Annotated in this window: 19 protein-coding genes; 1 reads left to right on the plus strand and 18 read right to left on the minus strand. The window is 71.0% G+C overall.

From position 1 onward, the window contains the following. Window positions 1–8 precede the first annotated feature (8 nt). The 14 genes from ACWJI7_RS01820 to ACWJI7_RS01885 all read right to left on the minus strand — a co-directional run bounded on the left by ACWJI7_RS01820 (window position 9) and on the right by ACWJI7_RS01885 (window position 11957). Window positions 9–1028, minus strand: coding sequence for an ABC transporter permease (locus ACWJI7_RS01820; protein WP_479934795.1), 1020 nt, complete (start codon window positions 1026–1028; stop codon window positions 9–11). Then, the gene (locus ACWJI7_RS01825; RefSeq protein WP_479934797.1) at window positions 1025–2614 is read right to left on the minus strand and encodes an ABC transporter substrate-binding protein; all 1590 of its coding nucleotides are present in this window, start codon (window positions 2612–2614) and stop codon (window positions 1025–1027) included. Before ACWJI7_RS01825 ends, ACWJI7_RS01820 begins: the two co-directional genes overlap by 4 nt. Before the next feature lie 38 nt (window positions 2615–2652). Next, a complete protein-coding gene (locus ACWJI7_RS01830) occupies window positions 2653–2853 on the minus strand; it encodes a hypothetical protein (protein ID WP_479934799.1) in 201 nt (66 codons plus the stop codon). Between the two features lie 304 nt (window positions 2854–3157). Next, window positions 3158–4462, minus strand: a complete 1305-nt coding sequence (locus ACWJI7_RS01835) for a homoserine dehydrogenase (protein ID WP_479934801.1) — start codon at window positions 4460–4462, stop codon at window positions 3158–3160. Between the two features lie 34 nt (window positions 4463–4496). Further along, entirely contained in the window at window positions 4497–4922 is a 426-nt protein-coding gene (locus ACWJI7_RS01840) for a SufE family protein (protein WP_479934802.1), read from the minus strand. A 90-nt stretch (window positions 4923–5012) separates the two neighbouring features. Continuing rightward, entirely contained in the window at window positions 5013–5591 is a 579-nt protein-coding gene (locus ACWJI7_RS01845) for a hypothetical protein (protein ID WP_479934803.1), read from the minus strand. 66 nt (window positions 5592–5657) lie between these two features. Beyond that, on the minus strand, window positions 5658–5924 hold the full coding sequence (locus ACWJI7_RS01850) for a hypothetical protein (RefSeq protein WP_479934804.1): 267 nt from the start codon (window positions 5922–5924) through the stop codon (window positions 5658–5660). 53 nt (window positions 5925–5977) lie between these two features. Continuing rightward, window positions 5978–6595 carry a 5-formyltetrahydrofolate cyclo-ligase gene (locus ACWJI7_RS01855; protein WP_479934806.1) on the minus strand — a complete coding sequence of 206 codons (618 nt, stop codon included), beginning with the start codon at window positions 6593–6595 and terminating at the stop codon, window positions 5978–5980. After that, entirely contained in the window at window positions 6595–7056 is a 462-nt protein-coding gene (gene ruvC, locus ACWJI7_RS01860) for a crossover junction endodeoxyribonuclease RuvC (protein WP_479934808.1), read from the minus strand. The genes ACWJI7_RS01855 and ruvC overlap by 1 nt, the downstream gene beginning before the upstream one ends. Window positions 7057–7061: 5 nt before the next feature. Continuing rightward, the gene (gene bchI, locus ACWJI7_RS01865) at window positions 7062–8147 is read right to left on the minus strand and encodes a magnesium chelatase ATPase subunit I (RefSeq protein ID WP_479934810.1); all 1086 of its coding nucleotides are present in this window, start codon (window positions 8145–8147) and stop codon (window positions 7062–7064) included. Beyond that, complete coding sequence (locus ACWJI7_RS01870; RefSeq protein WP_479934812.1) at window positions 8144–9619, minus strand: DUF3370 domain-containing protein; 1476 nt, start codon at window positions 9617–9619, stop codon at window positions 8144–8146. Before ACWJI7_RS01870 ends, bchI begins: the two co-directional genes overlap by 4 nt. Continuing rightward, the gene (locus tag ACWJI7_RS01875) at window positions 9619–10707 is read right to left on the minus strand and encodes a serine hydrolase (RefSeq protein ID WP_479934813.1); all 1089 of its coding nucleotides are present in this window, start codon (window positions 10705–10707) and stop codon (window positions 9619–9621) included. Before ACWJI7_RS01875 ends, ACWJI7_RS01870 begins: the two co-directional genes overlap by 1 nt. 33 nt (window positions 10708–10740) lie before the next feature. Beyond that, a complete protein-coding gene (locus ACWJI7_RS01880; RefSeq protein ID WP_479934815.1) occupies window positions 10741–11523 on the minus strand; it encodes an RNA methyltransferase in 783 nt (260 codons plus the stop codon). After that, window positions 11520–11957 (minus strand): c-type cytochrome, encoded by a 438-nt coding sequence (locus ACWJI7_RS01885; protein WP_479934817.1) that lies wholly within the window; start codon window positions 11955–11957, stop codon window positions 11520–11522. Before ACWJI7_RS01885 ends, ACWJI7_RS01880 begins: the two co-directional genes overlap by 4 nt. 77 nt (window positions 11958–12034) lie before the next feature. On the opposite strand from ACWJI7_RS01885, the gene petG reads away from it, so the two are divergent. Then, on the plus strand, window positions 12035–12148 hold the full coding sequence (petG, locus tag ACWJI7_RS01890) for a cytochrome b6-f complex subunit V (RefSeq protein WP_479934819.1): 114 nt from the start codon (window positions 12035–12037) through the stop codon (window positions 12146–12148). Between the two features lie 3 nt (window positions 12149–12151). On the opposite strand, the gene rsmD is transcribed toward petG, so the two are convergent. The 4 genes from rsmD to trxA all read right to left on the minus strand — a co-directional run bounded on the left by rsmD (window position 12152) and on the right by trxA (window position 14740). After that, complete coding sequence (gene rsmD / locus ACWJI7_RS01895) at window positions 12152–12697, minus strand: 16S rRNA (guanine(966)-N(2))-methyltransferase RsmD (RefSeq protein WP_479934821.1); 546 nt, start codon at window positions 12695–12697, stop codon at window positions 12152–12154. Next, window positions 12694–13323: an imidazole glycerol phosphate synthase subunit HisH gene (gene hisH / locus ACWJI7_RS01900; protein ID WP_479934822.1), complete on the minus strand. Its 630-nt coding sequence runs from the start codon at window positions 13321–13323 to the stop codon at window positions 12694–12696. Before hisH ends, rsmD begins: the two co-directional genes overlap by 4 nt. After that, on the minus strand, window positions 13320–14300 hold the full coding sequence (locus ACWJI7_RS01905) for an LOG family protein (RefSeq protein ID WP_479934824.1): 981 nt from the start codon (window positions 14298–14300) through the stop codon (window positions 13320–13322). The genes hisH and ACWJI7_RS01905 overlap by 4 nt, the downstream gene beginning before the upstream one ends. Window positions 14301–14416: 116 nt before the next feature. After that, entirely contained in the window at window positions 14417–14740 is a 324-nt protein-coding gene (gene trxA, locus ACWJI7_RS01910; RefSeq protein WP_479934825.1) for a thioredoxin, read from the minus strand. Window positions 14741–14810 lie beyond the last annotated feature (70 nt).

Genomic DNA, 14810 nt, shown 5'->3' on the forward strand with positions numbered 1-14810 from the left:
CCGCCGGCTCAGAACCGGATGCGGGGATCCAGCAGGGCCACCAGCACGTCCACCGTGACACTCACGAGCACCACCAGGGCCGCCACCACCACCACGATCCCCTGCACCAGGGGATAATCCCGCTGGCCGATGGCCTCCTGCAGCCGGAAGGCGATGCCGGGCCAGGAATAGGTGACCTCGATCAGCAGGGCCCCGCCGATCAGGGAGGCCACCGTGATGCCCGTGATCGTCAGCACCGGCAGCAGGGCATTGGGCAGGGCGTGGCGGAGCACCACCCGAGTCTCGCTGAGGCCACGGCTGCGGGCGGCCTCCACGTAATCGGAGCGCAGCACCCGGCGAAGGTTGAGCCGCAGCGCGTTGGCGAAGATGCCGCTCAGCAGCAGGCCAAGGGTGGAGGCGGGCAGCACCAGATGGCGCAGGCTGCCGGAAAGCTGCTGCAGGCTGCCGGCCCGCAGGCTGTCGAGCAGGTAGAAGCCGCTGCCGCTGGGAGGCATCAGGGTGGCCGGGAAGCGCCCCCCCACCGGAAACCAGCCGAGCCAGACGGCGAACACCAGCTGCACCACCATCGCCGCCCAGAAGGGCGGCAGGGCATAGGTGCCGATGCCATAGAGACGGCCGGCCAGGTCGAGCCGGCCCTCCGGGCGGGCAATGCCGCTGAACCCCACCGCCAGACCCAGCACGGCCGCCAGCAGCAGGGCGCAGAGGCCCAGCTCCAGGCTGGCTGGGAGACTCTGGCCGATCACCTGGGAGACCGGTGTCTCGTTTGTGAGGGAGGCCCCCAGATCACCCCGCAGCAGCCCCGTGAGGAAATGGGCGTACTGGTGCAGCAGGGGCTGGTCGAGGCCGAGCTGGACCCGCAGCGCCTGCCGGGCAGCCTCCGGGGCACGGGTGCCCAGCAGGGCATCGATCGGATCCCCGGGGGCGAGCCGCAGCAGCAGGAACACCAGGGTGGCGATCAGCCACAGCATCAGGGGCGCCAGCAGCACTCGGCTGGCCAGATAGCGAAGCAGCTGCCGGCGCCGGCTCATGGGGCGGTCGCGGGGGAGACCTGGCGCAGACGGCTGAGCACCAGGCGCCCCGAACCATCAAAGCTCGGCGTGACCAGCCCGGGGCGGGCCCAGGCCCGCGGTGCCACCAGCCAGACGGGGATGTAGGGGGCGGCGGCGGCCGTTTCCCGCTGGATGCTCCGCAGCAGGGCCTCCCGCTCCGCACCCTCAAGGCTCTCCGTGCGGCGGAGCTGGTCGCTCAGGCCGGGACGGGTCCAGAAACTGCCGCTGGCGGCACTGGCACCCTCCAGGCAGCGGTTGCCCTCCCCCTTGTCGCAGCCGAGCAGGGGAATCAGGTAGTTGTCGGCGTCGGGGAAGTCGCCCATCCACTCCAGCAGGATCGAGGCGAACGCCCCCTCGCCGAGCTGACGGTAGGCCGTGGTGGACTCCATGCCGCTCACCTCCAGGGTGATGCAGTCACCCAGGTCACGCTGCAGTTGCTCCTGCCAGACCAGGGCGAAGAGCTTGTCGGCAGGGATGTTGGAGCGGAACGTGAACGGCAGGCTGAGGCGGCGGCCCGAGCAGTAGCCCGCCTGGGAAAACAGCCGGCGGGCCCGGGCCGGGTCGTAGCGGGGCCACGCCTCGGGATCGGAGCCCGGCAGGCCGGGAGGCACCAGGTCCCGCAGGGGCGGGCGCAGGCCATGGGTGACGCGCAGGCTGATCAGCTCGCGATCGAGACTGTGGGCAATGGCCTGCCGCACCAGCGGATCTTCGAGCGGAGGCTGGTCGGAGAGCAGGGTCAGGTAGCCGATCTCCAGGGCCGGCCCCACCCCCTCCCGCAGCTCTCCGGCGGCGGCGGCGCGATGCAGGGAGTTCTGCTGGTCCCCTTCCAGGCTGGTGGAGAGCAGCACGTCCACCTCGCCGCTACGCAGGGCGCCGTAGAGGGCGGTGGAGTTGCTCAGATTGACCAGATCGAGGCCACCGTTCTCCGGCGGTGGCCCCCAGTACCCGGCGAAGGGCTCGAGCCGCTGCTGCTGATCGGTGAAGAAGGTGAGCCGGTAGGGGCCGGTGCCCACGAAGCGGTCGTTGAGGAAGCTGCCGGCATGGGCGCGGTACGCGGTGGGCGAGAGGGGCGTCAGGTTGGTGGCGCTGAGCAGCTGGGGCAGGGCCGTGAACGGGCGTCGCAGCGTCAGTTCCAGCTCGTGGCTACCGCTGGCCCGTACCGCGGCGATCCGGTCCCCCAGCAGGTAGCTGAGCTTGCCGATCCTGAGGAACCGCTCCAGGGTGAACACCATGGCGGCGGCGTCGAACGGGGTGCCGTCGTGGAAGCGCACGCCCTGGCGCAGCGGCACCCAGGCCGTGAGCCGATCGGGACTGAGGCGAGGCGGACCACTGGCCAGGCGGGGTTCCAGCCGCCCGCTGCGATCGATCGTGTAGAGCGGATCTCCGAGGGCGCTGATCAGCTGCATGGCGCCGAAGCTGAAGCTGGCCGCCGGATCGACCGAATCGATGCGGGTGCGGCTGGCCACCACAAGGCGGCCGTCGGGGCGGGCGGGCTGACAGCCGAGCAGCGTGCTCAGCAGGGCACCGAGCAGGGAGAGGATCAGCAGCCGGTTCAGAACGGGCAAGGCAGGCGGGACAGGACCCGGGGCTCAGTGGCGCCCATTCAAGACCGGGCCTGCCGGGCCTGGACACGGCCGGGGTGGAGGAGCCGTACCTGCCCCAGGGACACCTCGAACACCGGCGAACCCTGACGGGCGAGGGGCCAGCGGCGCACCCAGCAGCGATCACGGGCACCATCCACGCCGATCACCTGATAGAGCCGCTCATCGGAGCCGACTCGGTCCTGGGCATGGCTGCCGGCCACGGAGTTGAGCTGGACACACTCTCCCTGGGCCGGGAGTGAAGCCCCGCCGGCAGGACCTGGAACGGCGCATTGAGGGGGGTGGAACGTCATCCGGGCGCGGGGGATCGGGGCGGGACGGGACGCAGACGGAACGGTCGCTGGAGATGCCCCAAGGGTTCCGTGGCCGGGGCCCGCCGGGCGTTCGCCGTGGACCAGGTCAGGACCGGGTCAGGGGATGCCCATCGGGGCCATGGGTCTCGAATTGTGTTCATCCTGCACCATCCGGGACCCCGGCCGGCCCTGGGGCCCTGCCGGTCAGGACCGCTCAGAGCGTCCGCAGGCAGGCGGCCACACTCCGGACGTCCGGCAGGGTTTCGATCGCGCTGAGGGCGGCGCGGAAACGGGCTTCGGTCACCTCATGGGTGATCACCACGATCTCGGCGCATCCTCCGCTGGCTTCCAGCTGCACGATCGACTGGATCGAGACCTCTTCGGCGCCGAAGCAGCTGCCGATCCGCCCGATCACTCCGGCCTGATCCCCGGTCCGGAAGCGGACGTAGTTGCGGTGGCGGGTGAGGGCGGGGTCCACCAGCCGGCAGCGCCGCCAGCGGCTGGCGGCGAGCAGCGGGTCCAATCCGGCGCCGGGCTCCACCACCTGACGGATGCCGGCGATGTTGAGGATGTCGGCCACCACGGCGGACGCGGTGGGACCGGCCCCGGCGCCCGGGCCATAGAACATCACCCGTCCCACCGGATCCCCTTCGACCAGGATCGCGTTATTGACCCCATGCACCCCCGCTAGGGGATGGTCACGGGGCACCAGGGTGGGATGGACCCGCACATCGAGTTGCTCGGTGCCGTCGGGGTCCGATCCCAGCCGCTGCGCCACCGCCAGCAGCTTGAGGCCATAGCCGAGCCTGGCGGCGTAGTCCACGTCGAGGGCATCCAGAGCGCTGATGCCCTCGGTGGGAATCGCCTCCCGTTCCACGGCGCCGCCATAGGCGAGGCCGGCAAGGATGGCGATCTTGTCGGCGGCGTCCCCCCCCTCCACATCGGCGGCCGGATCGGCTTCGGCGTAACCCAGGCGCTGGGCGTCGGCCAGCACATCGCCGTAGGCCGCGCCCTCATCGGCCATGCGGCTGAGGATGTAGTTGGTGGTGCCGTTGATGATCCCGCTCACCCGTTCGATGCGATTGCCGCCCAGCGATTGCTTCAGGGGTTCGATGATCGGGATTCCGCCTCCCACCGCCGCTTCGATCAGCACATAGACGCCTCGGGCGGCGGCGGCGGCGGTGATCTCCTCTCCGTGGCGGGCGATCACCGCCTTGTTGGCGGTGACCACTGATTTACCGGCGGCGATCGCAGACAGGATCAGGGTTCGGGCCGGCTCAAGGCCGCCGATCACCTCCACGACGATCTCGACGCCCGGATCCTGAATCACCTGCTCCGGGTCGGTGGTGAGCAGCTCCGGCTGGATCGTCACCGGGCGCGGACGCTGGAGATCCCGCACCGCCACCCGTCTCAGACGCAGGTCCGCCACCAGCGGATGGCGCCCGTCGGGGCTGGTGAGGATGGCCGCCACTCCGGCTCCCACCGTCCCCAGCCCGAGCAAACCGATGCCGATGGTCATGCCGGGGGCGCCACGAAACCACTGATCCTAGAAATCACCCCTCCCCCGGGCCCAGGGCTCTGGCCTGGGACTGCATCATCCGCAGAATGTTGAGGAATCCGTTCGCCCGGGAGGGGGTGAGGCTGGCCTGCAGACCCGTCTCGGCCAGGAAGGCGGGATCGAGGGCGGCGGCCTGGGTGGGGGTGAGGCCCTCGAGACCGGCGATCAGCAGGGCCAGCAGACCCTTGGTGATCTGGGCGTCGGAATCTCCCTGCCAGTGGAGCCGGCCGTCCACCAGCTGCCCCACGACGTACACCTGGGAGACGCACCCCCTGACCTTGAAGGGCTCCTGACGGAACTCATCGGGGAGGGGCTCAAGCTTGCGGGCCAGCCAGAGGACGTACTCGTAGCGGCGCTTCGGGTCGGAGGTGCTCCGCAGGCGCTCCACCATCCCGTCGAGAACTTCACTGCCGGTGCTCATGGGCCTGGCTGGAACTCGCAGCTGCCAGTGTGGCGCTCGCCCGGCCGGGGCCGTGGGCCCGGGGTGGCCGCGGGCGCCCCCCCGGCGGGTTCAGGGGCGGCGACCCCGGCGATGGCCCAGTGGGCCCAGAGTCCCGAGGCCGGCCACCACACCGATGAGGCTGCCGAGCCCGCCGATCACCAGGGCACCCAGCAGCAGGGGGGAGGACCAGGCGGACGCCAGGGCGGTGGCCAGCACCGGGGGCTGGCCCGCCGGGCCGGACTGGCTCACCTGATCGAGGAGCGGCTGACCCTGCTGGATCGGCACCTCGAGGAAGTCACGGTGGCCCGGACCGGCGTCCACCTGGAGTTCCCAGCTGCCGTCGGCACCCTGGGGCAGCTGGAAGCCCAGCCGACCGCTGGCATCCATCCGGCCCACCTCCACCGCCTCGCCGCCACCGGGGGGCAGCAGCCGGACCACGGCACCGTCGACGGGTTCACCGTTGGAGAAGTGACTCTCAAGCACCAGGCTCTCCCGCAGCGATTCCAGCCGCATCAGGCTGGACTCGATCGCATGGGCCTCGGCCGGGGCGGGAGCGAGGGTCGCCACAGCACCGAGGCTGCCCAGCAGGGCCAGGGCAAGCCGGGTGTGGCGCCTGGGGCGGTGGATCGTGAGGGGCCTGGGGGGCATGGGAACCTCAAGCGGGGATCGGTTCCTCGGGTCTGCGGAACCGGCGGCACCGAGGATAGGCGTCCTTCAGGAGGCCGACCAGCGGCTGCCCGCCGCCTGGGCCCGGCCGGCCTGCACCATCCGCACCATCGAGCTCACCATCATCGAGAGGGCTTCGCTGGGTTGTTCCCGCTGGCGGAGTTCGGCGGCCATGACCCGCTCGGGGAGGGTGCCACCGCCGAGGGGAGCCCCGCTGGCCCGGGTGGCGGGAGAGGGGCGGGAGCCGGTGGAGCGCTCCGCCTGCCGCCGCCGCCGATCGGTGGAAAGTGGAGACTGATCCGGGGAAAGATCCACGTCGGCTGGGATTCGCACCGGGCGATCCTGGCAAATGGATGGCGGAACCGCCCTCAGCGGGGCTCCACCTCAACAGGTTGCAACCATTCCAGCCCCCGCTCGGTCAACCAGCCATCAAAGGGAATGTCCCAGGGATCGGCGGGCAGCCGTTCCACCGCGCAGCGGGCCGGGGCCACGATCAGGGCCGGCACCGATCGCCAGGCGGGGTCTCCACGCAGCCGGTCGAACCAGCCGCCACCGGAGCCCAGCCGGATGCCCCAGCGGTCGAACGCCAGCGCCGGCACCAGGAGGAGGCCGAGGTCGGCGGGATCCAGACCCGCCATCCCCCCCCGGGCCGCCGCCGGGGCCGGAACGCCACAGGCATCGGGGACCAGGGGCTGGCCGGGGCGCCAGCTCTCGTAGCCGAGCCGGCGGGCGGCCCCCTCTCCCCGGATCGCCGGCAGGGCCAGCCGGTCGGCCAGTCGCTCCCCGAGATCACGCAGGTCGGGCTCCCCCGCCAACGGCCAGTAGAGCCCCAGCCGGCGGCCAGGCAGCGGCTCCAGCAGCGGGGGCACCAGCTCCAGGGCCCGCCGGAGCAGCAACGCCCGCCCGGCGGCCGGCTGCTCCCGGCGGCGGCGGCGGCCGATCTCGCGCCAGCGCGGCTTGGTGCCGCCGGAGGAGGCGCCCTCCATCAGCGCTGGAACCAGCCGGTGAGCGCCACCGCCAGGGCGTCGGCGGCATCGTCGGGGCGGGGGGGACGGTCCAGATCGAGCTCCCGCATCACGGCATCGAGCACCGCATCCTTGTCGGCATGGCCCGAACCGGTGAGGGCGAGCTTGACCTGCATGGGTTTCACCTCCACCACCGGCACCCGCAGCCGGGCCAGGGTCATCATCACCACCCCACGGGCCTGCACCACCGCGATCGTGGTGCTGGAGCGGTAGAAGAAGAACTGCTCCACCGAGGCCAGCTGGGGCCGCCAGTGGCGGACCAGCTGGCGCAGATCACGGCCGATCTCCACCAGCCGCAGGCCTTCGGGGGTGCAGGGATCGGTGCGGATCATGCCGCAGTCGAGCAGGCGCTGGGGCGGTCCGGTGTCGATCACGCCGTAGCCGACGCGGGCCAGGCCGGGATCGATGCCGAGGACCCGCAAGCCGGCTAGCCCGCCAGGGCCAGCTGGAAGGCCCCCCGGTCGACCTCACCACGCTCGAACACCCGGCAGAACACCCGGATGACCCGATCCCCGGAATCGATCTGCTCGAGGGGGTCCTTGCGCAGCCGGTGGCGCAGGCAGCAGGCCACCACCCGGGCCACATCGTCGTCGTCGACCTCGGTACGCCCCTCGAAGGCCGCCAGGGCCCGCGCCGCCCGGTTGGTCACGATGTCGCCGCGCAGGCCATCGACATCGAGCTCACCGCAGACCGAGGAGATCCGCAGACGCAGTTCGTTGTCGATCGTCACGGCGGCGAGGCGGTGCTGGGCCTCCACCACCCGGGCCTGCAGACTGTCTTGGCTGGCTTGATGCTGCTGGCCGAAGCCATCGGGATCGGCATCGAAGCCAGTGCGCTGGTCCACCACCTGAACCCGCAGCTCCGGATCCCGCACGGTGCGCACCTCCACGCTCATGCCGAAGCGATCCAGCAGTTGGGGCCGGAGCTCGCCCTCCTCGGGATTGCCCGATCCGATCAGCACGAAGCGGGCCGGATGGCGCACCGAAACCCCCTCCCGCTCCACCGTGTTCCAGCCCGAGGCGGCCGAATCCAGCAGCACGTCGACCAGGTGATCATCGAGCAGGTTCACCTCATCGACATAGAGCAGACCGCGGTTGGCCTTGGCCAGCAACCCCGGCTCAAAGGCCCGCACGCCCTCGCTGAGGGCCTTTTCGATGTCGATGGTGCCGCACAGGCGGTCTTCGGTGGCCCCCAGGGGGAGATCCACCATCGGCACCTGCCGCGGCTCCACCGGCAGGACCTCGCCGGCCTCGGCCCGCTGGCGCACCTCCAGGCTCTGGAGATCGGGATCGGTGGGGGAACTGTTGTAGGGGTCAGCTGCCACCACATCGATCTCCGGCAGGAGATCGGCCAGGGCGCGGATCGCAGTGGACTTGCCGGTGCCCCGATCGCCCATGATCATCACCCCGCCGATGCGGGGATCGATCACATTCAGCAGCAGGGCCAGCTTCATCTCCTCCTGCCCGACGATGGCCGTGAAGGGGAACGCCCTGCGCTTGCGGATCTGACTCACGGACGGGGGGCCGGCACAGATCCGGATTGTTTCACAGCTGCCGGTGGCGCCGGCCGGGCGTCCCTGGAGGTCCCGGCGGGGGCAGGCAACAGGCTGAGCACCTGGGGCGGGGTGGCATCGGCCGGATAGATCAGCCGCACCCGCACCTGGCGACGCTGCCCCGGCTCCAGGGTGATGCGGCCCAGGGCAGGACCCTGCTGGCCCTGGCGCTGCACCAGATGGAACCAGCGGCGACCGGCGGGGCGGCCCCCCTCCCCATCGAGCCCGCTCACCTCCACGGTGCCGCGGAACATGACCGAGCGGGGCGGCTCCGCATTGAACTGCAGGCCGCCGAGGGGGCGATCGGTCTTGCGCGGAGACTCCAGGGCCAGCTCGAGGGCCACTGGAGCGGTGGTGTCGTTGACCAGCGGCAGCACCAGGTCGTACTCCACCCCGTAGTTGCCGTGGGCGGCCCAGGCGGTTCCCGGATAGAAGGCCTTCAGCTCCGCCGTCTGCACCTGGGCGGAGCCCAGGCTGCCGCGCTCGAGGGAGGCGATCGGCCAGGACACGGGCGCCCGGCTCACCGACAGCACCGGAGCGCCGGGATCGGTGAGGGTGGCGCGCCAGCGGCGCCCCTCCTGCACCCCACTCACCCGTGAATAGATGATGCCGCCCGTGCTGCCCCGGGGCGTGGGGGTGTGTTCCTTGGAGCTGAGGCCACCCCGCAGCAGCTCGAGCCAGACCCCGGCCTCGGGCGGCCGTTCCCCGCCGAAGGCCGCCAGGGTGGCCAGTTGCACCGGCCCGTCACTCTCGAGCCGCAGCTGCAGGTTGCGGCCATTCAGGAGGGGATCGAGTCCCTTCACCGGGATCGGCAGAACCAGCAGAGTGGAGAGCTGGCCGGGCGGAAGCTCCCAGTCGGTCGGGATGCCGCTGCCGCGCAGGTTCTGGAGCAGCTCGGCGGCCACGCGGCTGCCCGGACCGGCGAAGGCGGTGGTGCCGTCGTGGGGCAGCAGGGGGGGGAGCGGCAGGAAGGGTGCCGAGGGCTGGGAGGGATCGGTGGCCTGGGAGAGGGCCGTGGAGCCGGCCAGCACCCGCAGCCGGACCGGCTTGTCCCCCCGGGGGGCGGCCACCACCCCAAGCCACAGCACCGAATCGATCGTTTCGGGCCGGCCGGCGTAGACGTGGTGGCTGAACAGGTCGAAGCGTCCCTGCAGCGGCACGTCGAGATGGGCCGACGGCACACCCAGGGGTTGCCCCCCTGGGCTGGAGCGGCCATCGAAGGTGGAGAGAAGGATGCCCGGGGTGGTGATCAGCTCCGGGTTGTTGTCGTTCACCATCAGCACCCGGTCGAGGGCACCGGGAAGGGGGAGCACCTGCTGGGGGCGCAGCAGCACGGCCGGGGCCGGAGTCTGGGCCCGGGATGGGGCCGACAGCAGGGCCGGACATCCGGCCGCCGTGAGGGCCAGGGCGGCGGCCAGTAGCGGATGCGTCATCAGCGGGGGGTCGGCGGAGTACTGCTGCGCCCCACCAGGGTTTCACTGACGGCGGCGGCCATCGATCGGATCAGATCGGTGGAACGGGGATCGTTGAACGGTCCCTTGACCATGAACGCTGCCACAGCCCGCTGGCCGTTGGGCAGTTCAATCAGACCGGCGTCGGCATAGGCGATGCCGATGTCGCCCGTCTTGTTCAGCACCGTCAGGCCCCTGGCCATCAGTTCGGGGTCGGGGTTGCTCGACTCCTGGCCCAGGCCCTTGAGCAGCCCGGCCGGCAGCAGGGTGTTGGTGCGGGACGTGCCCATGATCGTGCGGAAATGATCACGGGCCCGGGGGCTGAGCTTCTCGCCGATCTCCACCAAGGCGATGGAGCGGGCCAGATCACGGGGACTGGTGGTATTGGTGCCCTCCAGATCCGGTAACCAGTTGTTCACCACCGTGCTGGGCAGGCCCATGGCCTGGAAGTGGGCATTGGTGCCCGCCTTGCCGCCCAGCCGCTGGATCAGCAGATTGGTGGCGCTGTTGTCACTCACCCGGATCATCTCGGTGGCCGCCTCATAGAACGGAAACCGGGTTCCGATCGGCCGGCTGGCCATCCAGCCGGCCCCCCCGCCCACCAGCTCCTTGGTGAGCGGCAGGGGTTCGTTCCAGCGGAACTTACCGGCATCGAGGTCGTCGAGGGCGGCCAGCAGGATCGGGGTCTTGATCGAACTGGCCGCCGGCAGCGGCTTGTCGGCGTTGAACTGGGCAAAGCGGCCGTCGTCGAGGACCAGCAGAAAGCCCCCCACCTGGAGATCTTTCTGGGCGGCGGCCAGGGCGGCCCAGCGCTTGCTGAGCTCAGGCAGCTCCCGCCGCGATTCGAACCGTCCCAGGTCCAGGGTTGTTCTGGGGGCGGACGCCGGGGCCGAGGCGTCCTCCGGCTTCGCGGCCTCGATCGCTCCGATGGCCATCCGCGGAGCCAGCTGCTTCAGCACCGTGCCGGTCAGCACCCCCAGCCCGAGGCCCAGCACGAGCAGGCGCAGGATCAGCAGGATGGGCTGAAACCAGCCGGTGGCACCGGCACGGGGAGGGCGACCCGAAGGCACGGCGGGGCGGGGCGGCACAGGGATGGAGCGACCTTAGGGGGTTCCGCGGAGGCTGGCCCAGCGCAGCTGGCGGACCATGCCCCGCAGCAGGGCCAGCTCGCCATCGCCGATCTGGGCCCGCTGCAGCAGGCCCCGCAGCTTGGCCATGCGGGCATGGGCGGTATGGGGCAGCAGAAAACCCACCGCCAGCAGCAGATCCTCGGCGTCAGCCAGGGTGTCCTCCAGGGCCGCGCGGCCCACCGGTTCAGGCCATCCGGAGGAACCGGCGGCGACGGGCACCGAGGGCGGGCCGGCGGCGCAGCGGCGCCATTCATGCAGGGCCACCGCCACCGCATGGGACAGGTTGAGGGAGGGATAGCCGTCGTCGGTGTCGATTCGCAGGATGCGGCCGGCCTGGCGCAGTTCGTCGTTGCTCAGTCCCCGGTCCTCACGGCCGAACACCAGCGCGGCAGGTCCCCCCCCCGGCGGTGCGTCCCGCAGCCAGCCCAGGGCCTGCTCGGGACCGTCCACCGGCAACGGCTCGGCCTCCCTGCGGCCGCTGGTGGCCACCACCCGGCGGCAGTCCGCGATCGCCGCGGCCAGATCCGGGAAGATCCCGGCGCGCTCGAGCAGCGGCCCGGCATGAACCGCCATGCGGCGGGCCTCCCCGTCGCCCGGATCACATCGGGGCTGCACCAGCCGCAGCTCGGCCAGGCCGAAATTGGCACAAAGCCTGGCGACGCTGCCCAGATTGAGGGGGCCGGCCGGCTCCACCAGCACCAGCACCAGAGCGGTGCCGGTCCCGGTGCCCTGGTCGGGTCTCCTCCCGGCGCTCACGCCAGGCCGTGCAGATGGGCGAGCAGGTCGGCCATGGCGCTGGGTTCGGGCTGGAAGCGAGGCATGGGGGGGGTGCGGCCGCTCACCACCTGGCGGATCAGCTGGCGGTCATTGCGGCGCTGGCTCACCCCGATCAGGCTGGGACCCACCAGACCCTGGGCGGCGATGCCATGGCAGCCGGCGCAGTTGATGCGGAACAGGCGGGCTCCGTTCTCGGGGGAACCGACCAGTTCGAGGGTGCGTCGGGTGTAGGGATCGCTGCGGGCTGCCGGCAGCACGAACAGCAGCAGGAGGATGCAGGCGCTGGCTCCGAGCACCACGAGAGCCGGGATGAGCTTCTGGCGCGACGGGGGGAAGGCGACCCCCCCACCTGGGACGGCCTGGGGGTCGGCCTGGGAGTTGGCCTGCAGGACGGAGGAGGGCTCGCCGGTCACGGAACGTTCAGGAGTCCCCCCAGCCTGCCTTGGCCATGGAACAATTGCGTGAAGCGTGCCCCAAGCCCTTTCCCCGAATGATCGAACCCCTGCTCTGCGGCATCGTGCTCGGACTCGTTCCCATCACCATCGTCGGCCTGTTCGTGGCGGCCTGGAACCAGTACCGCCGGGGCAGCGCCCTGGGGGGCTGAGTCTCACCGGCGCAGCAGCACCAGCCCGGAGCCGCCGTAGCGACGCCGGTCCTCCTCATGCCAGTCCGCCGGCAGCTCGGGCCAGGCCCCACTGGAGCATTCCCAGATCAGCCGCCCGCCCGGAGCCAGCCATTGACCCGCCGCCAGCGCCGTGGTGATCGGGGCGTGCAGACCGGAGGTATAGGGCGGATCCAGGTAGATCAGATCAAACGGGCCGGCTGCGGATCGGGCCAGCCAGGTGGGCAGGTCGGCACTCACCACCTCCGCTGTGGTCGGGTGGTTCAGGCCCTGACGCACGGCCTCCAGATTCGCCCGGGCCGTCGCCGCCATGCGCCGATCCCGGTCCACCGCCAGCACGGCGGCGGCCCCCCGCTGCAGGGCCTCACAACCCATCACGCCGCTGCCACAGCAGAGATCCAGCCAGCGGGCCCCGGCCACATCGTCCGCCAGCAGATTCATCACCGCCAGCCGCACCCGCGCCGTGGTGGGCCGGGCCGTCTGGCCCGGCGGGCTGCGCAGCTTGCGCCCGCCGCTGAGTCGCAGGCTCACGCGGTCTGCCCGGCCACCCAGTCGAGCCAGCGGCCCAGCATCCGCTGGCCCTGGGGGCCGGATTTCTCGGGGTGGAACTGGCAGGCGGCGATCGGGCCCTGCCAGACCGCCGCCGTCACCGCCGTGTCCCCGAAGGCGACCCGGGCCGTGCAGCAGGACGGATCGCTCGGATCGGCGGCATAGGAATGCACGAAGTAGACCCAGGCGGCCCGATGGCCCTCCGGCAGCAGGGGGCTGGCGGTGGCGGCCTGCAGCGGTGCCCAGCCCATGTGGGGAATCGGGTGGCCGGGGGTGCGCGGCAGGGCACGCACCGTGCCGGCGAGCAGGCCCAGGCCCGGCGCCCCCCCTTCCTCGCTGGCTTCGAAGAGCAGCTGCAGGCCCAGGCAGATGCCGAGCAGGGGCCGCTGCCGCTCGCTCCAGCTCCGCAGCGGGTCGGCCAGACCGGAGCGCTCCAGCCGCTCCATGGCGGGATCAAAGGCCCCGACCCCCGGCAGGATGAGGGCGTGGCACGACTCCATCGCCGCCGGCTCGGCCACCGGCACCAGCTCGGCCCCGAGCCGCTCAATGGCCCGGGCCACGGAGTGGAGGTTGCCCATCCCGTAATCGATCAGACCGATTCGACTCACGACGCCGCCAGGGGGAGGGACGTGTCGGGGCAGCTGCGCTGCTCCGGATGCTCCAGATCGGGGCCGCGCGGCAGATCCAGGCCGTTGAGGTGATCGATCAGTTCATAGAGCCGGCCGACCCGGCGCTGATCGAAATCGAACTGCAGGGAGGGACGCGGACGGTCATGGTCGTCGCAGCTCTCACCGGTGTCGAACCGACCGCTCGAGAGCAGATCATCGAAACGAGCCTGGATCTCGCTGAGTTCGGCCTCACCGAGGGGAGCGTGCAGCAGCAGCGACAACCCTCCCTCCCGCTGCTGGCTGGTGTGGAACACCCGGTAGAAGCGGCGGATCACGGCCATGGCCCCCGCCGCGGTGCGGGCCTCGCGCAGCAGCTGGCCATCCTCGGGGGCGATCAGACCCTGCCCCGCCAGCCCCACCAGCAGGTCCCGCCGCCAGGATTCCCAGAATTCGTCGCCTGAGGGAGCCAGCAGAACCACCGGGATCGGCGGCGTGCGGCCCGTCTGGATGAGGGTGAGCGCTTCGAACAACTCATCGAGGGTTCCGAATCCTCCCGGCAACACCACCAGCGCATCGCTCTCCCGCAGGAAGAACAGTTTGCGGGTGAAGAAATAGCGAAAATGAATGAGCCGATCGTCCGTGGCTGTGACGAACGGATTGGGATGCTGCTCGTAGGGCAGTTGAACGTTGAGGCCGAAGCTGCGCTCGGGACCGGCCCCCCGATTGGCGGCCTCCATCACACCGGCACCGGCGCCGGTGAGCACGTCGAAACCGGCGGTCGTGGCCTCCCTGGCCAGCTCCTGGGCCAGCTGACAGGCCGGACTGCTGGCGTCGCTGCGGGCCGAGCCGAACACGGTGACCTTGCGGGTGAAGCGATGGGAGTGGAAGGCGCCCAGGGCGTCCTCCAGATCCAGCAGGGTGCCGCAGATCAGCCGCCAGTCGTCCGTGTCATGGGTGATCCGGCTGAGATCCAGCACCGCCGCCAGGGAACGCTCAATGAGCAGGCGATGGGGGTGAACAGCCAGAAGTTCCGCCAGGTGATCCAGCGGGCCCCCGGTTGACGGGGGCGTAGCGGCAGGGGCAGCGGGGGTGCTCAGAGGTATTTGGAGATCGTTCCAGCCAGGGTGGTCTTGGGAACCGCACCCACGACCGTGTCGACCTTCTGGCCGCCCTTGAAGATCATCAGGGTGGGAATGCTGCGAATGCCGTACTGGCTGGCGACGTTGGGGTTCTCGTCAGTGTTGAGCTTGTAGACCTTGAGCTTTCCTTCAAACTCCTTGGCGATCTCATCGACGATGGGGGCGACCATGCGGCAGGGACCGCACCAGGGAGCCCAGAAATCCACCAGCACGGGCACATCACTCTTGAGCACATCCTGCTCGAAGGAAGCGTCGGTGACGGCGGTGGCGCTGGACATCCGAGGGAGGGAGAAGGTCTGCGGAATCTAGCAACGGGTGCCGAGCCCCCCCAGGGCCGTCGGCCGCGAA

Source organism: Cryptocyanus atlanticus LEGE 06306 (genome assembly GCF_056633155.1).